The sequence below is a fragment of the Streptomyces sp. NPDC048290 genome (genome assembly GCF_040652095.1).
Classification (GTDB): Bacteria; Actinomycetota; Actinomycetes; order Streptomycetales; family Streptomycetaceae; genus Streptomyces.
The window spans coordinates 172,531-194,835 of sequence record NZ_JBEZLM010000002.1; the positions used below are offsets into that span (position 1 = coordinate 172,531).

Here is a 22,305-nt window from a genome sequence, read left to right on the forward strand (position 1 = left end):
GCGGGTGGGGCGCGGTCCCGGTCGACACTCCTTGGCCAGTGCCAGTGCCAGTGCGGCCCCGTGTCTGTGGTTGGGGGCGGGTTTTCACACCACCCGGGTCGCGCCCGCGAACGGCATCTGGTCGATGGGGGCCACTCGGACCGGGGAGGACGGGTTCGGGGCGTGGATCATCTGGCCGTCGCCGATGTAGAGGCCGACGTGGCTGATGCCGGAGTAGAAGAAGACCAGGTCGCCGGGGCGGAGTTCGGAGCGGGAGAGGCGGCGTCCGGCGTCGATCTGGGCGTAGGTGGTCCTGGGCAGGGAGACCCCGGCGGAGCGGTACGCGGCCTGGATCAGGCCCGAGCAGTCGAAGGCGTCGGGTCCGGTGGCGCCCCAGACGTAGGGGCTGCCGAGCTTCTGACGGGCGTAGGACACGGCTGCGGTGGCGCGGGCGTTGGGGGCGGCGGCGGTGCTGACCGGGGCGGTGCCGGTGGTGCTGCCGTCGGTGCCGGTGGTGCTGCCGTCGGTGTCGGTGGCTCGGGCGCGTTCTTCGGCGGTCAGCCGGGACAGGAGCTGGCGGGCGGTGTCGAGCTTGCCGTTGACGGTGGTGCGGTGGCGTTCCAGTTCGGCCTGGCGGTCGGCGAGCGAGGCCAGTTCCACGCGGGCGGCTCCGCGCAGCCGCTCGATCTCGCCCAGGTGCTTGCGGACCCGGGTGACCGCCGCGGACTGCCGGTCACCCGCGCGCTCGGCGAGTGCGGCGCCCTCCAGATAGCCGTCGGGGTCCTCGGAGAGGGCGAGTTGGATGGCCGGGTCGAGGCCGCCGGTGCGGTACTGGGCGGCGGCCACCGTGCCCAGCGCCGTCCGCTCGGTGTTGAGCTGGTCCTCCTTGCGGGCCGCCTCGTCCTGGAGCACGGCCAGGCGGTCCCGCGCGGCCTCGGACTTCTCCTTGGCGCCGTTGTACCGCTCGGTGGCGGCCTCCGCCTCCTGGTACAGCTGGTCCACCTTGGCCTTGACCTGTGCCGTGGTCAGCTCGGGTGCGGCATGGCCGGTCCCGTCGAACACGGTCGCGGTGGCCGCTCCGGCGAGGGCGAGTGTGGCCGCCTTGCGGGCCTTGCCGCCACCGGCCGGGAGCTGTCGGGACTTGCGGTGCGCTGCCACGTTGGACTGCACGTCCTTTCGTACCGTCGCCCTGGGCGGGGCGCCCGGTGGGGAGCCGGTCGTCTGGGGGAGGACGCTAGGCCGCGGTGTGACAGCTCGGTAACGGAATGTATGGAAATGGCGGCAGGGGAGCGGACGTGACCGTATTTCGGCGAGGTGGGAGCGGGTGGGGGAGCGTCTTCGCACACGGTGCTGACCGAAGCGGGGGTTCGGCGGCGGTGCGGGGGGCCGGGAGTATATGTGGGGGCGGCGGGGCGGCCCGGAGGTGCCCGGTGTGCGGGGCCGTGAGGGGCGCTGGTTAGGCTCCGGCCCCATGGACGTACTCATCCACCTCTTCGTCGGACTGCACATCATCGGCATCGCCTCGCTGCTCGGTGGCTTTCTCACCCAGATGAAGGCGATGGGGCAGGGGACCGCGCGATTCGTCCCCGCCATGCTGCACGGCGCGTTGACCATGCTGGTCACGGGCGTCGTCCTGGTCGGTCTGAATCAGGCCGACGACCAGACCGTGAACAACATCAAGATCGGCGTGAAGCTGGCGCTGCTTGTGGTCATCCTCGGGCTGGTCTACGTCAAGCGGGACGACGAGAAGGTGGACAAGAGCCTGTTCGGCCTGGTGGGACTGTTGACCACGGCGAACATCTTCATCGCGGTGCTCTGGACATAGGTCCGCACAGGGGTACGGGCCTGCGGGACCCGGGCATGTGGGACCTCTACGGTGTGCGGCCGGTGTCTTCGCCGGGTGAGTCCGGCGCGGGGACGTGGATCGCGCGCCACGCGCTCTCGATCGCCCCGGCCGCGACCACCAGCCAGGCCGCCACGGCGAGCCACAGCAGCACCTCGGCCGGGGTCCGCAGCCAGGAGACGTCCATCGCGGTCCCGACGGACAGCATCGCCGTCGCGGTCATGCCCATGGGGAACACGGTGGCCCAGCGCCGTACGTCGTAGTGCGGCCGGGGCCGGACCACCTCCGCCACCAGGAGGACGGCGTAGAGGGCGAGGTCGAGTGCGAGCAGGGCGCTGGTGACGGTCCGCAGCACCCCGCGGTCGTCGGAGTTCCAGAGGTAGAGCGCCGGGCTGTCCGCGGCGATCAGTTTCGAGCCGGCCAGCGCGGAGATGGCGAGCGCCCCGGCCGCGACCCAGTGATCACCGGCCCCCTCCCAGAGCTGCCGGAAGTCGAAGCGGGTCAGTGCGACGGCGTACAGGACGAGTCCCAGCCAGAACAGCACCATGGCGGCGTGTCCGAGCCAGGCCACCCCCTCCGCCTTCGCCAGGGTCCCGCCGAGCACCGCGAGTCCCTGGGTGGCGACGCAGCCCAGGAACACCGCACCGGGCATCCGCTCGTGCCAGTGGGTCACGACGAGCACGAGGAGCACCGGCCAGACCAGCGCCGCCAGAGCCAGCAGGACTTCGGCCGGGAGCTGCCAGTCCTGCGCGGAGAGCCGGGTGCCGAGGACGGTGGTGGCGGCGACGGCGGTGAGCGCGGTGGGCGTACCGGCCTCTTCCAGCCATCTCCCGCGGTCGCCCAGCAGGCGTGAGGTGAAGTCCGCCGCCAGGGCCAGCCAGGTGATCGCGGCCACCACCAGCAGAATCCCGGACAGTACGGCGTATCCGGCCAGATTCAGCCCCGTCGACACGATGCCGGTCGCCATGACGGCGGACCCGGCTGCCGGTGGACGCTGCGCCCACCAGGCGCGGAGGGATGTGGTGCCGGACATGGGGCGATGGTAAGGAGCGCGCCGCCGGGGAACGTGGGGGCGCGCACGGCGACCGAGGGAAAGTCCGGCGATCGGTACATTCCGCGCGAAGGGTTACCTTTCCGTTGACCCGTTGACCCGTTGACCCGTTGACCTCGAAGGGGCGCGTGCCTCTCCGCACGCGCCCCCGGCGCGCGGACGTCCCTAGGGACGGTTCACTACCGCGCGCCCCCACGCCCGTCCCGGATCTCCGGGACGTCAGGCGGGCCGTACCACGCTGTGGATGGACGACTCGCCGTCGTAGAAGATCGACTCCTCGCGGACGTAGGCGCCCGGCTTGGGGGCGTGGATCATCTTGCCGTTGCCGATGTAGAGGCCGACATGGGTGACGTCGTCGTAGAAGAAGACGAGGTCGCCGGGGCGGGCGGCGGAGACGGTGACCGTGGTGCCCGCCTTGACCTGGTCGTAGGTGACGCGCGGGAGGGTGACGCCCGCGGCCTTCCAGGCGGCCTGGGTGAGGCCGGAGCAGTCGTAGGAGCCGGGTCCGGTGGCGCCCCATACGTACGGCTTGCCGATCTGGGCGCGGGCGAACGCGATGGCCTTCTCGGCCTTGGTGGAGTAGGCCGGGTCCGTGGCCGACGGGTCCGAGCCGGTGCCGGTGCCGGTGGAGCCGGAACCGGAGTCCGCCGAGCCCGCCGAGCCCGCGGAGCCGCTCTGCTCCTCGGTCTGCTGCCGGGCGGCCTCCTCCTGGCGCCGCTCCTCCTCGGCTTGCTGCTGCCGGGCCAGTTCCTCGGCCTTGCGCTCGGCCTCTGCCTGCTTGCGCCGTTCGATCTCGGCGAGCCGGGCCTTCTCCTGCGCGGTCAGATCGGAGAGCAGTTCCCGCGCGTTCGCCAGCTTGCGCTGGACGGTCGCCTTGGCCGTCCTGAGGTCGTCCTGGGTGTCGGTGAGGGTCTCCAGGCTCTTCCCAGCCTCCCGGCGCTTGTCCATGGTGTCGGACTGCTGGGCGAAGTAGTCGTCGACCGCGGTCTTCTGGCGCTCGGTGAGCCGCCCCATCAGCTGGGTCTGGTCGAAGTAGTCCTGTGGCGAGTCGGCCAGCAGCAGGCTCGCGGTGCTGGGGGCGGCGGCCCCGGTGCGGTACTGGGCGGCGGCGTAGGAACCCAGTTCCTCCCGCGCGTCGTTCAGTTTCTGGGCGCGCCGGGCGACGTCGTCCATCAGGGTGTCGACCTGCTTGCGCTGCTTGGTGGTCTTCTCTTTCGCCGCGTTGTATTTCTCCGTCGCCGACTCGGCCTGGCGGTAGAGGTCGTCGACCTTCTTCTCGACCTCCTCCAGGCTCGGCTTGTCGTCCGCGGGAGCGGCGTCGGCCGTCTGGGAGAGCAGGGCGACGGAGGTGAGGGCCGCGGTGGCGAGGGCGGGTGTGCGTATTCCGGCCACGCGCGGGCCCGAGGGGCGGTACTTGCGGTGCGACGCCAAAGGAGGCGACTCCTTCCATGGGCCGCCTACCGGGTTAGCTGTCGGGTTCGGGCGGGTGCTTCGGAAGGGTTGCCCTACGGTCCGCTCCTGCAAGGAAGTCGGGACCGATTCACCCCAGATGTCGGTGGGTCCCCGGCTCCGGCCGCCGCGAGGGCTCGCCGGACTCGGCGGAGGCCGGACGGCCCGGCGAGGTTCGCCGGTGGGGGTCGTTCGGCCTGTCGGGAACGGTAGCCAACTGCTGTGGCGCCTGTGAAGGTTGGTGGGCGATATGCCCGATACATTTTCGTGACCTTTCCGTCCGGCGGTCGTTACGGTGTCCGCCGCACCCCCTCCCACCCCGCCCTGCTCAAGATCCGCCACCCTGTGTGACCACCGGAAAGGGCGGGGCGGGCGCGGGATCTGTCCGGGACGGCCACGGGTTGTCAGTGGGGCGGCCTAGACTCGGAGAGCGATGAGCAGCCTCTTTGACGACAGCTTCCTGGCGGACCTCCGGACCCCTCGCGGGCACGAGGAGGAACCCCCGCCTCCGCCCGAGGACGATCACGTACCGGAGCCGGTTCCGGACGATCTGTTCGGCGGGAAGTTCGACACGCCCCCGAGCCGGGACGCGTTCTACCGGGACGGCGCCCCCCGCCCCGCCCTCGACCCGGCCGCGCTGCTGGACGGGCTCAACGAGAACCAGCGCGCGGCGGTCGTCCACGCGGACACCCCGCTGCTCATCGTGGCCGGCGCGGGCTCCGGCAAGACCCGGGTGCTCACCCACCGCATCGCCTATCTGCTCGCCGAGCGCGGTGTCCACCCCGGCCAGATCCTCGCGATCACCTTCACCAACAAGGCCGCCGGTGAGATGAAGGAGCGCGTGGAGCAGCTCGTCGGCCCCCGCGCGCACGCGATGTGGGTGATGACGTTCCACAGCGCCTGTGTCCGCATCCTGCGCCGCGAGTCCAAGAAGCTCGGCTTCACCTCGTCGTTCTCCATCTACGACGCCGCCGACTCCAAGCGCCTGATGGCCCTGGTCTGCCGCGACCTGGACCTCGACCCCAAGCGCTACCCGCCCAAGTCCTTCAGCGCCAAGATCAGCAACCTCAAGAACGAACTGATCGACGAGGAGGACTTCGCCGCCCAGGCGACCGACGGCTTCGAGAAGACCCTCGCCCAGGCCTACGCGCTCTACCAGTCCCGGCTGCGCGAGGCCAACGCGCTCGACTTCGACGACCTCATCATGACGACGGTCAACCTGCTGCGCGCGTTCCCCGATGTCGCCGAGCACTACCGCCGCCGCTTCCGGCATGTCCTGGTGGACGAGTACCAGGACACCAACCACGCCCAGTACGCCCTGGTCCGCGCACTCGTCGGCACGGGCGCGCACGACGAGGACGTACCGCCCCGCGAGGACGACCTCCGGCCCGCCGAGCTGTGCGTGGTGGGCGACGCCGACCAGTCGATCTACGCCTTCCGGGGCGCCACCATCCGCAACATCCTCCAGTTCGAGGAGGACTACCCGGACGCGACGACGATCCTGCTGGAGCAGAACTACCGCTCCACCCAGACGATCCTGTCCGCCGCCAACGCGGTCATCGAGCGCAATGAGTCCCGCCGCCCCAAGAACCTGTGGACCAACGCGGGCGCGGGCGCGCGCATCACCGGCTATGTCGCCGACACCGAGCACGACGAGGCACAGTTCGTCGCCGACGAGATAGACCGTCTCACGGACGCCGGTGACGCCAAGGCCGGTGATGTGGCCGTCTTCTACCGGACCAACGCCCAGTCCCGGGTCTTCGAAGAGGTCTTCATCCGCGTCGGCCTGCCCTACAAGGTCGTCGGCGGCGTCCGCTTCTACGAGCGCAAGGAGGTCCGGGACGTCCTGGCCTACCTGCGGGTCCTCGCCAACCCGGAGGACTCGGTGCCGCTGCGCCGCATCCTCAACGTCCCCAAGCGCGGAATCGGCGACCGCGCGGAGGCGATGATCGACGCCCTCTCCCAGCGCGAGAAGATCAGCTTCCCGCAGGCCCTGAAGCGGGTCGACGAGGCGTACGGCATGGCCGCGCGGTCCACCAACGCCGTCAAGCGCTTCAACACGCTCATGGAGGACCTCCGTACGATCGTGGAGTCCGGCGCCGGGCCGGCCACCATCCTGGAGGCGGTGCTCGAACGCACGGGCTATCTGGCCGAGTTGCAGGCGTCCACCGACCCGCAGGACGAGACCCGGATCGAGAACCTCCAGGAGCTGGCCGCCGTCGCCCTGGAGTTCGAACAGGAGCGCGCCGAGGGTGAGGCGGGCACCTTGGCGGACTTCCTGGAACAGGTCGCCCTGGTGGCCGACTCCGACCAGATCCCGGACGAGGAGGACGGCGACGGGGTCATCACCCTGATGACCCTGCACACCGCCAAGGGCCTGGAGTTCCCGGTGGTCTTCCTGACCGGCATGGAGGACGGCGTGTTCCCGCACATGCGCGCCCTCGGCCAGGCCAAGGAGCTGGAGGAGGAACGGCGCCTCGCCTATGTCGGCATCACCCGCGCGCGGGAGCGGCTCTATTTGACCCGCTCCGCGATGCGCAGCGCCTGGGGACAGCCGTCGTACAACCCGCCGTCCCGGTTCCTGGAGGAGATCCCGCCGACACACGTCGACTGGAAACGTACGGGGGCCACGGCGGCTCCGGCCGGTCCGCTCTCCGGGGTCGCCGCGTCGCTGTCCTCGTCCGCGTCCCGCTCCCGTTCGACCGCTTCCGGCGCGTCGGGTTTCGCCACCCGCAGAGGGACGTCGGAGAAGCCGGTGGTCGCGCTGGCCGTCGGCGACCGGGTGACCCATGACCAGTTCGGGCTGGGCACGGTGGTGGGGGTCAAGGGCACCGGGGGGAACGCGGAGGCGACGATCGACTTCGGGGACGCCAAGCCGAAGCGGCTGCTGCTGCGGTACGCGCCGGTGGAGAAGCTGTAGCAGGGCGGCGGCGCCCGGCCGAGTAGCCGTCGGCCGGGCTCACTCACCGACGCCGGGAGAGAGCTCGGCTCAGGTCGGGTCGAGGCCGTGACTGCGGAACCAGGCCAGCGGGTCGATCGCCCCGCCCCCGCCCGGCCGGACCTCGAAGTGCAGATGCGGGCCGGTCGAGTTCCCGGAGTCGCCGGAGTACGCGATGGTGTCGCCGGCCTTGACCGTCGTGCCGGCGGCGACCGCGTAGGTCGACAGATGGCAGTACCAGGTCTCGGTGCCGTCCATCGCCGTGAGGATCACCATCGTGCCGTACGCGGAGTTGAACTGGGTGCGTACGGTGCCGTCGGTGGCCGCGAGGACCGGCGTGCCGTAGGAGACCGGGAAGTCGATGCCGCTGTGCACGGACATCCAGTTGATGCCCGACTGGCCGAAATAGGCGCTCAGCCCGTGCTGCGCGACCGGGAGGGAGAACTTGGGGCGCAGCCGCTCCTTGCGGGCCGCCTCCTCCGCCGCGCGCTTGCGCTCGGCCTCCTGCTCGGCCTTGAGGTCGATGCGCTCCTGGGTGCGGCTGGCCCGGTCGGCGAAGTCGTCGGCCTCCGCGCTGAGGCTCGCCAGCTGGGTGTCCAGCTGGTTGTTGGCGGTGGACGGCTTCACCGGCTGGGCGTCGGCGGCGGTGGTCGAGGTCTCCTTGGCGTCGTCGGTCAGCGAACCGACGGAGGCGGCGGCGATACCGGCGACGCCCATCACACAGGCCGAGGGGATCGCCACCGTCATCAGCGCCGAGCGCTTGGCGGGGGCGCGGCGGCGGGAACGGGAGGCGCCGCGCGCTGCGGCCCGGGTACCGGGGGCCGGGGCGATGTCCTCCTGCCCGTCCAGCAGGACGACGGCGGGCAGCTCGCCGGTGGCCGCCAACTCGTCCCCGGCCGGGTGCGCGCCGGGTACGGCGGCGTCGTGGGCGACCTGCTCGAAGGTCGCCGTGGCCTGTTCGTGGAACGATTCGCCTGACCCGTACTCGGAGGCGGGGGAGCCGTAGCCGCCGTCCTGGGGGGCGTAGTCGCCGGTGTCGGAGAGCTGGTGGTGTTCGCCCGTGTCGGAAGGCTGGTGGTACTCGCCGGCCGTGGCGTCGGGTGCCTGGTGGTACGTGCTGCCGTCCGGCTGCGTGTAGTCGCCGGTGGGCCGGTGGTCGGGGTCCGGGGCGCCGGAGTTCCACTGGGTGGCGTCGTAGGCGCCGGTGTCGAACGCCTGTGTGCCCCACTCCCAGTGCTGGGTGGCGTCGGCGGGGGTGCAGGGCTGCTCGGGCGGGAGCCAGGCGGTCGCGTCCCACTGGCCGCTGCCGTCGGCGGGCCCGGACTGCGGCGGGACGGCGGACAGCGGTTGATAGCCGTCGGCCCAGGCGGTGGCGTCGTAGCTGCCGGAGTCGTAGGCGGCCATGTGCTGGGCCGCGTACGGGTCCTGGTTCAGGATCTGCTGGCCGCCGGTCGACCACTGGGTGGCGTCGTAGGTGCCGGTTCCGGTGTGCGGGTCGCCGGGGAGGTCGCCGAAGAGGGGGTCGGCCGCGAAGCCGGTGGGGTGGGCGCCGGTGCCAAAATCGTTCGCATGGGGCCCGGCAGGTGTGGTGAAGTCGCCGTACTGGGCTTCCTGGGTGCCGTACGCGGGATAGGGCCCGGGGGCGGCGTCGGAAGCCGGAGCCGGGGTGGTCAAAGTCCCCGACGGGTGACGGTCGTTCACCAACTTCTCTTTCGCCTCGGCAACAGGGGCTGGCAGAGCAGTGCGGTGACTGTACCCGGCGGTATGCGGGCGCGACAATCTTCCTCAGGTTTCCCGCTCACTGGAAACGGGCATTCGGCCGTGTTTCGGCGGTCCCTGCACGCGAGTTTGGCTTTGTGTTCGAGGCTCGTTCGATAAAACGGCCTCTGTGAGGCCGCTGTAAACCGGCTGTGTGGGTGTGTTGTTGCGCCCCGTAGGGCGCGATCACCGGCCTTTGTGCTGGTCACGCAGGCGAGTCGGGAGATTGCTGTCGGTTACCACGGGGGCGGTCGTGGCCCTGGTCGGCGTCGCGGTTCCGGTGCGGCAGGGACGGCTCAGGCCACGGTCAGTCCGCCGCCCGCACCGGCGTGTGCGCCGGTGTCCGCCAGAAGCGGCGGGCTGTCGAGGGCCTGGCGGATTCCGTTCGCCACCGCCGGATGCACCGGCAGGGCGAGATGGCCGATGCCGCTGACCCGTACGTTGTCCGCCAGCAGGTCGGGATGGTCGACGCAGGCCGTCTCCAGCGGGTCCATCAGATGGTCCAGGTCGCTCCAGAAGCTCACGAACCGTGTACGGCACCCCGGCGCCGGGAACGCCAGCTCCTCGATGACCGGCGAGCCGGGGCGCATCTGGCGGACGATCGGATGCGCGTCGGCCAGCGGTGCCACCCGCGTACCGGAGTGCGGCGTACCGAGGGTGACCAGGGTGCGGACCCGCAGATCGCCGCCGAGCCGCTGGGCGTAGTAGCGCGCGATCAGTCCGCCCAGGCTGTGGCCCACGATGTCGACCCGGTCACTGCCGGTGCGCGCGCACAGCGCCTCGATGTGCCGGCCGAGCAGCTCGGCGGCGGTGCGGATGTCGCAGGTCAGCGGGGAGTAGTTGAGCGAGACCACCTGCTCCCGGCCGTGCTGGGCGAGATAGCGGCGCAGCAGGACGAAGACCGAGCGGTTGTCGATGAAGCCGTGCAGCAGCACCACCGGGGGTCTGGCCGGGGTGGGCAGCCGGGTGGCGGCGGCGTCGGGCGTGGCGGGGGACGGGCCGTCCGTCGGGTCGGGCGGGAGGGCCGGGGCTGCCGGGCGGCGCTCCTGGATGATGCCGGACGGATAGAGCAGCAGATGCCCCGCGAGAATCGCGAGATCCAGCGCGGTCGCTTTCAGCAGGGTCATGGAGAGCCCGGTCAGACTGTCTGGGAGCAGTCGCCGGTACAGCGGTTGAAAGGGCAACAGGACGCTGGTGACCTTCATGCCCGACCTCCCGTCGGCACGCCCGAGGACGGCTCTGTCCCCCGTGCCCTCGCGGGCAGCCGCGGTGCGAGAAGGGCGGCGTCCGCCGTGTGCGGCGCCTGGTCGCCGTGCCGTCGCGAGGCGGTGCTGCGGCGGGCTGGTGCGGCGATCTCGTCGCGGCTCCCGGTGCGTACGGTCCCTTCCGTGGTCCCTGGACCACGGACGCTTGCGGTGCCCGGACCGCGGAGCGTTTGGGGCGACGCGCTGTGAATATGTCCCACGTGTGATTTCCCCCTCGCTCCCGGCCACGAAACTGCGGGGTGCGGGATGCTGGAGATAACGTTCGTTCACTTCCCGCGCCCGCCCGGACCCCGGACGGCGCCCGGCCAGGGACCGGCGACCGCCCCGTACCCCGGGCGGCCCCGGTCGGGAGGCGCACGGAGCACAGGTGTGATACGGCCGGGGAGTACGGCATGTCTATGGCGTGCGGTCCTTGTCGGTACGGATGGATGACGTCGCTTCATGGAGGCAGTGATGGGTGTGGCAGCCGGTCCGATCCGCGTGGTGGTGGCCAAGCCGGGGCTCGACGGCCACGACCGGGGGGCCAAGGTGATCGCGCGGGCCCTGCGGGACGCCGGTATGGAGGTCATCTACACCGGCCTGCACCAGACGCCCGAGCAGGTCGTCGACACCGCGATCCAGGAGGACGCCGACGCCATCGGACTGTCCATCCTCTCCGGGGCCCACAACACGCTCTTCTCCGCCGTGATCGATCTGCTCAAGGAGCGGGACGCGGCGGACATCCTGGTCTTCGGCGGCGGCATCATTCCCGAGGAGGACATCCCCGGGCTTCGGGCGAAGGGCGTCGCCGCGATCTTCACACCGGGTGCCACGACGACGTCGATCGTGGAGTGGGTGCGGGAGAATGTGCGGCAGCCTGCGGCGTCCTGAGGGGTTTGTGGGGCGAGAGTTCGTCCCTGGTGGGCGGATTGCGGTTCTTGTCGGGCGGTTGGCGGTCGGTGGGGCGGGCTGAGTTCCGGGCTCGCTGGGTCGGTGGTCGGTGGTCGGTGGGTCGCGTCGGGTCCGGTTTCGCCCAGTCGGTGAGCGGGTTCGGATGGAGTTCCAAGCCGGGCTTGCGGATTCGCTGGGTCGGTGAGTGGTGGGCCGGATGGGGGTCCGGGTTCGCCCGGTCGGTGAGCGGGGGCCGGGTGGCGGTCCGCGTTCGCCGGGTCGGTGGTCAGTAGGCCGTACGGCGTTCATGCTCGCCCCGCCAGTTCCTCCGCCATGGCCGCCCGTAGCCGTAGCGTCGTGACCAGGCGTTGGAACGCCTCCGACCAGTAGCCCCCGGCGCCCGGTGACGCGTCCTCCGGCTCCTCCGGTGCCGCCATCAGAGCGTCGAGGCGGCTCGCCTCCGACGGGTCGAGACAGCGCTCGGCGAGCCCCATCACCCCGCTGAAGCTCCACGGGTAACTCCCCGCGTCCCGCGCGATGTTGAGCGCGTCGACCACCGCCCCGCCCAGCGGCCCCGACCACGGCACCGCGCACACCCCGAGCAACTGGAACGCCTCGGACAACCCGTGTGCCGCGATGAACCCGGCCACCCACGCGGCCCGTTCGTCCGCCTCCAGCGTCCCCAGCAGCCGGGCCCGCTCCGCCAGCGACACCGCTCCCGGTCCGCCCGCGTCCGGCGAGGACGCCGCGCCCAGCAGCGCCCGCGCCCAGTCGGGGTTCCGCTGCCGCACGGCCGCCCGGCACCAGGCCGCGTGCAGCTCGCCGCGCCAGTCGTCGGCCACCGGCAGGGCGACGATCTCCGCCGCCGTACGGCCCCCCAGCCGGGGCGGCCAGGCCGTCAGCGGCGCGGACTCCACCAACTGGCCGAACCACCACGACCGTTCGCCCCGGCCGCTCGGCGCCTTGGGCGCCACGCCGTCCCGCTCCATGCCCGCGTCGCACTCATGCGGCGCCTCGACGGTGATCGTCGGTGTGTTCCGCAGCGGGTCCAGCGCCACGCACGAGCCCGCCCGGCCCGCCATCCGCCCCGCCAGCGCCGAACCGGGCAGCGCCGAGAGCAGCTCCGCCGCCGTGGCCCGGACATTGCGGCTCCGGTCGGACAGCGCCTGCTCCAAGAACGGTTCGTCCGCCTCCGTGAGTTCCCTCCGCAGCGAGTCGAGGAACATCAGCCGGTCCTCGGCCCGCTCCGACGGCCATGTCCCGGCGAGCAGCTCCCGCGCGGCGGCCGGTTCCCGTGCCCGGAGCGCGGCCAGCAGCGCCACCCGCTCGGCGAACAGCCCCTCCTGCCACAGCCGCCGCACGCCCTCCGTGTCCTCCAGCCGGGGCAGGACCGCGCCGCCGCCCGGCGTCGACCGCAGCGCGAACCGCCAGTCCGGGTTCAGCCGGGCCAGCCACAGGGCCCGCTGTCCGGCGAACGCCAGCGCCGCCGGGCGCAGATCCGTCCGGCCCCGGGCCGCGTCCAGCAGGGCGGGCAACGCCTCCGGGGGTGCCGCGTATCCGTGGGCGTTCGCCGCCGCCAGCCACTGGGGCAGCAGCTCCATCAGGTCCGGGGCGGCGCCCCGACGGCCGCCGCCCGTGGTGCCGGGGCGGTCGGCCAGGAACTGGGCGAGCCGGCGGGCGGCGGCCCTGGGCAGTGCGGGCCGTGGGTCCATGGGGGCGGGTTCCGGCCGGGGCGCGGCCCGCGCGGGGCGTATCCCGGCGCGGCGCCGGACGGTTTCCCGCGCGGCGGCGTCCAGGAGGGCGTCCGGTGCCGCCGGTCCGGGCGACACGCCGGGCGGCGTACGGCGGTCCGTGCCAAGTAGGGCGGCGGTGACCAGGTCTTCCCAGGTGGGGGTGGATGGGCGGCTCATAGGGGGCTCCTTCCGGGGGCTTGGCTTGGCTTGGCCGGGCGGGGTGCGGGGGAGGGGCGGGCGGTTTCCGGGACTTGAGGTGGCCTGGACTTCCGTTTCCTGAGCGGGCTGGCTGGTGGTGAGTGGGCGGGTCGCCGCGCGGGGGCGGGAAGGTGACGGCACGACGTAGGCGAGCCGGACGGAGGGTGACGGCACGATCTGGGCGGGCCGGACGGGAAGTGGGCGGCACGATCTGGGTGAGCCGGGCAGGAAGGAGGCGGCGCGCTCTAGGCGAGCCGGACGGCCTCACCCGGCCCCTCCGCCCACGCCGTCAGCGGATGGAATCCCTGGTGGCCGCATTCGCCGAAGACCGTGACAGGAGTGCCGCCCGACAGGGCGATCAGCCGCCACAGGCCGGGGCGGCTCCGCGCGGCCGGGGCGAGCGGCAGGGCCGTGTCCCCGTCCGTGTCCGCCAGTTGCCAGGAGTCGCCATCCGGGACGGGCACCACCCGGTCCAGGGTCACCGGCACCGCGTCCAGCCACGGGTCATGCCGGAGCGCGTCCCCGTAGCGGGCCGCCGCCTGTCCCGTCGTACCGCCCGGGGGGCGTACGGCGCTGGGGGCGGTCGGCGCGAACTGCTCGCCGAGCGCCACCCGGAACTGGCGCCCGCCGGGGTACGCGGACACCTCGGCGTCCAGGGCGGCCCCGACCGGCAGGGAGACTTCCGGGGCACGGCCGACCGCGCCGTACGCGAGGATCAGGGCTGTACGTCCCGAGGCCGTGCCGTGCAGCCAGATGCGGCGGGTCGTCAGTTTCGGGTCCACCGTGTCGTACTGGGCCAGGACCAGCCAGTGGTCGCGTACCGGTGGTCCCTGGGCCGGGGCGGGCAGGCCGATGCGGGAGCGGACCGTGGCCGCCAGGTCGTCCGGCAGCAGTTCGCGGCGGAGCCAGCCCCGGTCGAGGAGATGCAGCAGCGCGCACTCCTCCAGCAACCGCACCGGCCAGCCCGGACCGGACCCGGGTATCGCCCCCAACTCCCGTACACGCGCCGCGAGCCCCGGGGCCTGGGCGTCGATCATGCGGGCCGCCGTCTCCTCCCACTGCCCGTACCCCGCCCCGTCCGCCGTGGCCAGTCCGGCGCGCAGCAGATCGGTGAGGCGCTGCTCCAGCTCCAGCGCGCCCGCGGTGACCCGCTCGGCCCGGCGCTCCGCCCGCCGCCGTGCCGCCTCCGGGTCGGCGACCCCGCCACCCGGTGCCTCGGCACGCTCTCTTCTCCCCTCGGTCCACCGCGCCGCCCAGTCCGGCGCCTGGCCGACCGGCACCACCGCGTCCCCGCCCGCCCAGAGGAGCAGCAGCCCCAGCACGTGCTTGCACGGGAACTTCCGGCTCGGACAACTGCACTGGTACGCGGGTCCGGAGCGGCCCGCGAGGTCCACGACCGTGCGATACGGCGTGCTGCCGCCGCCCTTGCACTCCCCCCACACCGTCCCCTCGCCGCACGTGCCCGTCCCGGACCACGGGCTGGCCGCGCCGAGTTTGCTGCCCGCTGCGCGTGACGCAGCGTCAGGCGCCAGTGCCAGCACCTGGTCCGCGGTCCAGCGCACCCCCTGCTCAGTCATGACATCGAAGGTAGGGCCCACCACTGACAATCGGCTCTGCCAGCGCGTTTTCGCAGGTCAGCGAACCTGCGCACCTTCGGTGCGCGCCGGGGGCGTGGTAAATCCTGTGGCGCGCGCCGGGGTGCTTCCGTCTACCTCTGACGTGGGCTGATGCCGCTGCGGGACGCTGGTGGGGTTCGTTCCGGTCGAAACCGATTGCTCTGTGATGCCAGTGAGCTCGCAGGTCAGCGTGGTGCTGGGGGCCGTCCACGGGAACCGTGGAGTGTTGCTGCGAGCACGTGCGTCAGAATTCCTGATTCACCCTGGCCCTCCCGGAACGGCGTACCACTCGGCCGTCGAGGGAGGGAGCGGAACCGTGGACGTGCTGCACGAACGCTGCGCGGGGGTGGACATCAGCAAGAAGGACGCCAAGGCGTGTGTCCGCACCCCGAGTACCAAACGGCGGGGGTCGTTCACGACCGGGACCACGACCTGGGGTTCGACCACGAACGCGGTGCTCGCCCTGCGGGAGCACCTGCTCGCCGCGGGAGTCACCCTGGTGGTCATCGAGGCTACGTCGGACTACTGGAAGCCCTTCTACCACCTGCTGGCCGATGAGTTGAACGTGATCCTCGTCAACGCCCGGCAGGTCAAGAACCTGCCCGGCCGCAAGACGGACGTCTCGGACGCGGCCTGGCCGGCCCAGCTCGGAGCGCATGGTCTGGTCCGTCCGTCGTTCGTGCCCGAACAGCCGGTGCGTGAGCTGCGGGACCTGACCCGCGCCCGCACCCAGATGACCCGCGAGCGCGGCCGGATCGTGCAGCGCCTGGAGAAGCTGCTGGAGGACACCGGGATCAAGTTGGCCGCGGTCGCCTCCGACATCATGGGGGTCTCCGGCCGGGCCATGCTCGAAGCCCTCATCGCGGGGGAACGTGACCCGCAGGTCCTCGCGGAGCTGGCCAAACGCAAGCTCCGCAACAAGATCCCCGAGCTCGCCGAGGCGCTGACCGGACGTTTCCGCGCCCACCACGCCTTCCTGACCCGGCTGCACCTGGATCACTATGACCAGCTCACCGATGCCATCGGGCAGCTGGATGAGCGGATCGAGGAGGCGATGGCCCCCTTTCGTCCCGCGCTCGGTCTCCTGGACACCATCCCCGGGATCAACCAGGCCGTCGCCGAAGTGATCATCGCGGAGACCGGCGGCGACATGAGCCGTTTCGCCTCCGCCAAGCACCTCGCCTCCTGGGCCGGGGTCTGCCCCGGCCACCACGAGTCCGCCGGCCGCACCAAGAGCGCCAGGGTCCGTCCCGGCAACCCGTACCTCAAAGGCGCCCTCGGCCTCGCGGCATTCGGTGCGGCCAGGACCAAGGACACCTACCTGCAGGCCCGCTACAAACGGCTGACCGCCCGCCGCGGCCCGATGCGGGCCCTGGTCGCCGTCGAGCACTCGATCATCACCGCGATCTGGCACATGCTCACCGACCATGTCCCCTACCACGAGCTCGGCGGCACCTACTTCACCCAGCGCGACCCCGAACGCACCACCCGCCGGGCGATCACCCAGCTCAACCAGCTCGGCTACACCGTCACCCTCAACCCGCTGGAAGGCGCGGCCTGACCGACCCGCGCCATGACACCCAGCGACCATCACGGCCACCGGGCACCCAGCCCTGCCCACACCCAACATGACCTGCTGCTATTTACGCGTCAGAGTGGATTGTCAGTGGCGTGGTGCATGGTGGAACCAGACCCGAACCGGCCGAGCTGAAGGGGGCCTCAGCCATGTCCGTGTCCGTTGATCAGATGTCCGTCGACCCAGCCGATCCAGGGGAGCACACGTTCGCACCGGAGAAGCGGGAGAGCCGAGAGAGCCGGGATAGCAGGGAGAGCGGGGAGAGTGGGGAGGGGCTGGTGAGTGTGGGGCAGGAAGCGGAGGCGCTGCGTCCGCACGCCGAGGACGCCTTCGCCGGTGAACTGACCGCGCTGGCCGCCCAGGACGACCGGCCGCGCCCGGCCCGCTGGCGGCTGTCGCCCTGGGCCGTGGCCACCTATCTGCTCGGCGGCACCCTGCCGGACGGCACGGTGATCACACCGAAGTACGTGGGCCCGCGCCGGATCGTCGAGGTCGCGGTCAGCACCCTGGCCACCGACCGCGCCCTGCTGCTGCTCGGTGTGCCCGGCACCGCCAAGACCTGGGTGTCCGAGCACCTGGCCGCCGCCGTCAGCGGCGACTCCACCTTGCTGGTCCAGGGCACGGCGGGCACACCGGAGGAGGCCATCCGCTACGGCTGGAACTACGCGCGGCTCCTCGCCCACGGCCCGAGCCGGGACGCCCTGGTGCCCAGCCCGGTCATGCGCGCCATGGCCCTCGGGATGACCGCCCGGGTCGAGGAGCTGACCCGTGTCCCGGCCGACGTCCAGGACACGCTCATCACGATCCTTTCGGAGAAGACCCTGCCGATCCCGGAGCTGGCCTCGGAGGTGCAGGCGGTGCGCGGGTTCAACCTCATCGCCACCGCCAACGACCGCGACCGGGGGGTCAACGAGCTGTCCAGCGCGCTGCGCCGCCGCTTCAACACGGTGGTGCTGCCGCTGCCGGAGAGCGTGGACGCGGAGGTGGACATCGTCGCGCGGCGGGTGGACCAGATCGGCCGCTCGCTGGACCTGCCGGCCGTCCCGGACGGGGCCGACGAGATCCGCCGGGTCGTGACCGTCTTCCGTGAACTGCGCGACGGCATCACCTCCGACGGCCGTACGAAGGTGAAGTCGCCCAGTGGCACGCTCTCCACCGCCGAGGCGATCTCCGTACTGACCAGCGGCCTCGCCCTCGCGGCGCACTTCGGGGACGGCGTGCTGCGGGCCGGTGATGTCGCGGCGGGCATCCTCGGCGCGGTGGTCCGGGACCCGGCCGCCGACCGGGTCGTCTGGCAGGAGTATCTGGAGGCGGTGGTCCGCGAGCGGGACGGCTGGACGGACTTCTACCGGGCGTGCAGGGAGGTCAGCGCATGAGCGGCGGGCTGCGGCGGTGTTCCGGTGACGACGACCTGGGCTGGCCGTTCGGGGACGACGACCTCGGGTGGCCGTTCGGCGACGGTGACGACGATCTGGGCTGGCCCTTCGCGGGCCAGTCCCGGAAGCGGGCGGTGCGCGGGGGGACGGGATGACGCTTGCCGGGGCCCGGCCCGACGCCGCCGGGCCGCTGCTGCTGGGGGTGCGGCACCATGGGCCGGGCTCGGCGCGGGCCGTACGGGCGGCGCTGGAGGCGGCGCGGCCCCGCGCGGTGCTGATCGAGGGGCCGCCCGAGGCCGACGCGCTGATCCCGCTGGTCGCCGCTGCGGACATGCGCCCGCCCGTCGCCCTGCTCGCCCATGCCGTGGAGGAGCCCGGCCGCTCCGCGTTCTGGCCGTTCGCCGAGTTCTCCCCGGAGTGGACGGCCCTGCGCTGGGCCGTGGAGCAGGGGGTACCGGCCCGCTTCATCGATCTCCCGGCGACGCACACCCTGGCGTGGGAGCGCGACGAGCAGGGGGACGGGGACGAGAGGGAGGGGGCGGTCCGGATCGATCCGCTCGCGGTGCTCGCCGAGACGGCCGGGTACGACGACGCCGAGCGGTGGTGGGAGGACGTCGTGGAGCACCGGGGGGTCGGCGGCGATGTCTTCGCGCCGTTCCGGGTGCTGGCGGAGGCCATGGACGCGCTGCGTGAGGCGTACGGCGAAGGCGGCCCCGCGCGGGACCTCGTACGGGAGGCGTACATGCGGCTCCAGTTGCGGGCGGCGCGGCGGGAGTTCGGGGACGGCGTGGCCGTGGTGTGCGGGGCGTGGCATGTTCCGGCGCTCGCGCGGAAGGCGGCCGTGGCGGCGGACCGGGCGCTGGTGAAGGGGCTGCCCAAGGTCAAGGCGGACATGACCTGGGTGCCGTGGACGTACCGGCGGCTGGCCCGCGCCGGGGGCTACGGGGCGGGCATCGAGTCACCGGGGTGGTACGGGCATCTGTTCGCGGCGCCGGACCGGCCGGTGGAGCGGTGGATGGCCAAGGTGGCGGCGTTGCTGCGGGCCGAGGACCAGGTGGTGTCGTCCGCCCATGTGATCGAGGCGGTCCGGCTGGCCGAGACGCTGGCGGCGGTGCGGGGGCGCCCGCTGCCGGGGCTCGGGGAGACCACCGACGCGGTGCGTGCGGTGATGTGCGAGGGCTCGGACGTGCCGTTGGCGCTGGTCCGGGACCGGCTGGTGGTCGGGGATGTGCTGGGGGAGGTGCCCGCGGCGGCTCCCGCGGTGCCGTTGCAGCGGGATCTGGACCGGGCGCAGCGCAGGCTGCGGCTGAAACCGGAGGCCCGGGAGCGGGAGATGGAGCTGGATCTGCGCAAGGAGACCGACGCCGCGCGCGGCAGGCTGCTGCACCGGCTGCGGCTGCTGGGCGTGGAGTGGGGCGAGCCGGTGCGCTCCCGGGGCGGCACCGGCACCTTCCGGGAGACCTGGCGGCTGCGGTGGGAGCCGGAGCTGTCGGTGCGGATCGCGGAGGCGGGGGTGTGGGGGACGACCGTGCTCGGCGCCGCGACGGCCAAGGCGGAGGCGGACGCGCTGGCCGCCCCGGGCCTGGCCGAGGTCACGGCACTGGCGGAGCGCTGTCTGCTGGCCGAACTGCCGGACGCACTGCCGGCGGTCATGCGGGTCCTCGCCGACCGCGCCGCCCTGGACGCGGACGTGGGGCGTCTGGCGCAGGCGCTGCCCGCGCTGGTGCGTGCGCTGCGCTACGGCGATGTGCGGGGGACGGACACGCGGGCCATGGCCGAGGTCGCCACCGGGCTCGCCGAACGGGTCTTCGTCGGCCTGCCCCCGGCCTGCGCGGCCCTCGGCCCGGAGGCGGCGGAGGAGATGCGGCGTCATGTGGACGCGGTCCATGGGGCGGTGGGGCTGCTGGCGGAGAGCGGCGACGGGGAGGGCGGGGGAGGGGAGCGGGTCCGGTTCCCGCAGGGTGAGGAAGGGGAGCGGGCCGGGGAGGGCCAGGAAAGGGAGTGGGCCGGGGAGGGCGAGGGAGATGAGCGAGCCGGGGCCGGAGAGGGCCAGGAAGGGGGGCGGGCCGGGGTCACGCGGGGCGAGGAAGGGGACCGGGCGGCGTCCGGAGCGTCAGGCGTGTCCGGGGAGGGCGACGGGGAGGCCCCGGCGGCATCCGCGCCGGGCGGCCTGCGCGGGCGATGGCGGGACGTGCTGGAGGTGCTGGCCGGGCGGGACACCGTGCCGGGGATCGTCCGGGGCCGGTCCGCGCGGCTGCTGCTGGACGACGGGCGGCTGGACCAGGCCGGGGCCGCGCGCCTGATGGGCCTGGCGCTGTCGCCGGGTACCCCGCCCGGTGACGCGGCGGCCTGGATCGAGGGGTTCGTCGGGGGCGGCTCCGGGGGCGGGATGCTGCTGGTGCACGACGAGCGGCTGCTCGGCCTGGTCGACAGCTGGCTGACCGGGGTGTCGCCGGAGGCGTTCACCGACGTACTGCCCCTGCTGCGGCGGACGTTCGCCGAGTACGAGGCGGGGGTGCGGCGCACCCTCGGTGAGCTGGTCCGCCGGGGACCGGGGGAGCGGGCGCTGGCGGTCGGCGCCGGGGTCGCGGTGCCGGGTTTCGCCGACGCCCTGGACCCGGAGAGGGCGGGCGCCGTGGAGCCGGTCATACGGCTGCTGCTGGGGGCGGCGGACGAACTCGTGGGGGTGGCGTGACCGGGCGGGAGGGCGACATGACGGACAGCGGTGACGGCGTGGGCGCGGCCGATGGGGGCGGCGGTCCGGCGGAGGAGCGGTTGCGGCGGTGGCGGCTGGTGCTCGGCGGCGGGGAAGGGGCCGACGGGACCGGGTACGGGCTGTCCGGGCGGGACGCGGCGATGGACGGGGCGTTGGCCACGCTCTATGGGAAGCCCGCCGGGAAGGAAGGGGGGAAGGACCGCGCGGCGGGGCTGGGCGCCTCGGCACCGGCCGTGGCGCGCTGGCTCGGGGACATCCGGACGTATTTCCCCGCCCCCGTGGTGCAGGTGATGCAGCGGGACGCGATCGACCGGCTCGGGCTGTCGACGCTGCTGCTGGAGCCGGAGATGCTCCAGGCCGTCGAGGCGGACGTCCATCTGGTCGGCACCCTGCTGTCGCTGAACAAGGCGATGCCGGAGACGACGAAGGAGACCGCGCGGGCGGTGGTGCGCAAGGTCGTCGACGATCTGGAGCGACGGCTGGCCACCCGGACGCGGGCCACACTCACCGGCGCCCTCGACCGCAGTGCCCGGGTCAGCCGCCCCCGCCACCGCGACATCGACTGGAACCGCACGATCGCGGCCAACCTCAAGCACTACCTGCCGGAGCGGCGGACGGTCGTACCCGAGCGGCTGGTGGGGTACGGGCGGGCCGCGCGGTCGGTGCGCAAGGAGGTCGTGCTCTGCGTCGACCAGTCGGGGTCGATGGCGGCGTCGGTGGTGTACGCGTCGGTGTTCGGGGCGGTGCTGGCGTCGATGCGGTCGATCAGTAGCCGGCTGGTGGTGTTCGACACGGCGGTGGTGGACCTGACGGATCAGCTGGACGATCCCGTGGACGTGCTCTTCGGGACACAACTCGGCGGCGGCACGGACATCAACCGGGCGCTGGCGTACTGCCAGTCCCGGATCACCCGGCCCGCCGACACGGTGGTGGTGCTGATCAGCGATCTCTACGAGGGCGGGATACGCGACGAGATGCTCAAGCGGGTGGCGGCGATGAAGGCGTCGGGGGTGCAGTTCGTGACGCTGCTCGCCCTGTCGGACGAGGGGGCGCCCGCGTACGACCGGGAGCACGCGGCGGCGCTCGCGGCGCTGGGCGCTCCGGCGTTCGCCTGCACGCCGGAGCTGTTTCCGGAGGTCATGGCGGCGGCGATCGAGAGACGGGAGCTTCCGGTTCCGGACCCGTCGGTGTCGTCGGTTCCGTCGGTCCAGACGGGCCCGACGCTCTAGACGGGGTCTGTCGGTGGCGGGGCGCCCGCTCCGCTGGAGGTGCCTGCCCGGCCCCCGCCTCGCTGGAGGTGCCTGCCCGGCCGAGGGTCCCCGCCCGGCTGAAGGCGCTCACCCGGCCGGAGGCACCCTGCCGGACTGGAGGCGCCTACCGGGCTGGAGGCGCCTACCCAGCCAGGGGCACCGGCCCGGCCAAGGAGCCAGCGGGCCCAGCCAAGGGAACCCATCCGGCCAAAAGGGGCGCCCGTCCGACCCGGCGGGCGAAAGTGGCCAGCGAAGGTCTCCCCGCCCGCTTCCCCATCTCGTACCGTCCGGTCGGTGACACCACGTTTCTCGCGCCCGTCACCCCACCTCCCCTCGCTCCCTTCACTCACCCGAAGACTCCGCCGGGCCCCACCGGAACGGTCGAACGCCGTCGGCTCGTCCGCCCAGGCCCGCGGATCGCGGCCGGACGGTCCCATTGGGGTGGGACCGGCCGGCCCTGGCCCCGGGGCCGGCGAGGATTCCGGTACCCCAGGACGGGGCCGACCGAGGGGCCTCACCGGGTGAACCCCAACCCGGTGGGGTCCCGGGCCTCGGACGGGAGGTGCCTCGGTCCCCGGCGTGGAGGGGTCCTGGCCCTGGAGGGGAGGGGTGCCCCAGCCCCCGGCACGGCAGGCGCCGCGCTTCCCTGCACATCCCCTGCACGGCAGGCCCCTGGACCCCGGCCCC

At 72.9% G+C, this 22,305-nt stretch carries 15 protein-coding genes and 1 riboswitch; of the genes, 8 read left to right on the forward strand and 7 right to left on the reverse strand.

Annotated elements, in window-relative coordinates:
- Positions 1 to 84: 84 nt before the first annotated feature.
- Positions 85 to 1,137 carry an NlpC/P60 family protein gene (locus AB0D49_RS03055; RefSeq protein WP_362749730.1) on the reverse strand — a complete coding sequence of 351 codons (1,053 nt, stop codon included), beginning with the start codon at positions 1,135 to 1,137 and terminating at the stop codon, positions 85 to 87.
- 313 nt (positions 1,138 to 1,450) lie between these two features.
- Between AB0D49_RS03055 and AB0D49_RS03060 the strand changes: the two genes are divergently transcribed.
- Positions 1,451 to 1,804 (forward strand): hypothetical protein, encoded by a 354-nt coding sequence (locus AB0D49_RS03060; RefSeq protein WP_362749733.1) that lies wholly within the window; start codon positions 1,451 to 1,453, stop codon positions 1,802 to 1,804.
- A gap of 46 nt (positions 1,805 to 1,850) precedes the next feature.
- On the opposite strand, the gene AB0D49_RS03065 is transcribed toward AB0D49_RS03060, so the two are convergent.
- Both AB0D49_RS03065 and AB0D49_RS03070 read right to left on the reverse strand, forming a co-directional pair.
- Positions 1,851 to 2,855, reverse strand: a complete 1,005-nt coding sequence (locus AB0D49_RS03065; protein WP_362749736.1) for a tellurite resistance/C4-dicarboxylate transporter family protein — start codon at positions 2,853 to 2,855, stop codon at positions 1,851 to 1,853.
- Between the two features lie 237 nt (positions 2,856 to 3,092).
- A complete protein-coding gene (locus AB0D49_RS03070) occupies positions 3,093 to 4,304 on the reverse strand; it encodes an NlpC/P60 family protein (RefSeq protein WP_362749739.1) in 1,212 nt (403 codons plus the stop codon).
- A gap of 7 nt (positions 4,305 to 4,311) precedes the next feature.
- Positions 4,312 to 4,484, reverse strand: a riboswitch (cyclic di-AMP (ydaO/yuaA leader).
- 271 nt (positions 4,485 to 4,755) lie between these two features.
- On the opposite strand from AB0D49_RS03070, the gene pcrA reads away from it, so the two are divergent.
- Complete coding sequence (gene pcrA, locus AB0D49_RS03075; RefSeq protein WP_362749742.1) at positions 4,756 to 7,242, forward strand: DNA helicase PcrA; 2,487 nt, start codon at positions 4,756 to 4,758, stop codon at positions 7,240 to 7,242.
- 69 nt (positions 7,243 to 7,311) lie between these two features.
- Here the strand turns inward: pcrA and AB0D49_RS03080 are convergent, their stop codons facing one another.
- Positions 7,312 to 8,961, reverse strand: coding sequence for a M23 family metallopeptidase (locus AB0D49_RS03080; RefSeq protein ID WP_362749745.1), 1,650 nt, complete (start codon positions 8,959 to 8,961; stop codon positions 7,312 to 7,314).
- 353 nt (positions 8,962 to 9,314) lie between these two features.
- On the reverse strand, positions 9,315 to 10,223 hold the full coding sequence (locus AB0D49_RS03085; protein WP_362749748.1) for an alpha/beta fold hydrolase: 909 nt from the start codon (positions 10,221 to 10,223) through the stop codon (positions 9,315 to 9,317).
- Between the two features lie 513 nt (positions 10,224 to 10,736).
- On the opposite strand from AB0D49_RS03085, the gene AB0D49_RS03090 reads away from it, so the two are divergent.
- Positions 10,737 to 11,153, forward strand: coding sequence for a cobalamin B12-binding domain-containing protein (locus AB0D49_RS03090; protein WP_362749751.1), 417 nt, complete (start codon positions 10,737 to 10,739; stop codon positions 11,151 to 11,153).
- 305 nt (positions 11,154 to 11,458) lie between these two features.
- Here the strand turns inward: AB0D49_RS03090 and AB0D49_RS03095 are convergent, their stop codons facing one another.
- Together AB0D49_RS03095 and AB0D49_RS03100 are read right to left on the reverse strand one after the other, a co-directional pair.
- Complete coding sequence (locus AB0D49_RS03095) at positions 11,459 to 13,063, reverse strand: DUF5691 domain-containing protein (protein ID WP_362749754.1); 1,605 nt, start codon at positions 13,061 to 13,063, stop codon at positions 11,459 to 11,461.
- Between the two features lie 266 nt (positions 13,064 to 13,329).
- Positions 13,330 to 14,661 (reverse strand): SWIM zinc finger family protein, encoded by a 1,332-nt coding sequence (locus tag AB0D49_RS03100; RefSeq protein ID WP_362749757.1) that lies wholly within the window; start codon positions 14,659 to 14,661, stop codon positions 13,330 to 13,332.
- Positions 14,662 to 15,016: 355 nt separating this feature from the next.
- Between AB0D49_RS03100 and AB0D49_RS03105 the strand changes: the two genes are divergently transcribed.
- From AB0D49_RS03105 to AB0D49_RS03125, 5 genes are all read left to right on the forward strand, one after another.
- Complete coding sequence (locus AB0D49_RS03105) at positions 15,017 to 16,261, forward strand: IS110 family transposase (protein ID WP_362749759.1); 1,245 nt, start codon at positions 15,017 to 15,019, stop codon at positions 16,259 to 16,261.
- A 164-nt stretch (positions 16,262 to 16,425) separates the two neighbouring features.
- Positions 16,426 to 17,652 (forward strand): AAA family ATPase, encoded by a 1,227-nt coding sequence (locus AB0D49_RS03110; protein WP_362749762.1) that lies wholly within the window; start codon positions 16,426 to 16,428, stop codon positions 17,650 to 17,652.
- Positions 17,649 to 17,807, forward strand: a complete 159-nt coding sequence (locus AB0D49_RS03115) for a hypothetical protein (protein WP_362749765.1) — start codon at positions 17,649 to 17,651, stop codon at positions 17,805 to 17,807. The genes AB0D49_RS03110 and AB0D49_RS03115 overlap by 4 nt, the downstream gene beginning before the upstream one ends.
- Positions 17,804 to 20,347 (forward strand): DUF5682 family protein, encoded by a 2,544-nt coding sequence (locus AB0D49_RS03120; protein ID WP_362749768.1) that lies wholly within the window; start codon positions 17,804 to 17,806, stop codon positions 20,345 to 20,347. The genes AB0D49_RS03115 and AB0D49_RS03120 overlap by 4 nt, the downstream gene beginning before the upstream one ends.
- A gap of 17 nt (positions 20,348 to 20,364) precedes the next feature.
- On the forward strand, positions 20,365 to 21,597 hold the full coding sequence (locus AB0D49_RS03125) for a VWA domain-containing protein (protein WP_362749771.1): 1,233 nt from the start codon (positions 20,365 to 20,367) through the stop codon (positions 21,595 to 21,597).
- Positions 21,598 to 22,305: the final 708 nt, after the last annotated feature.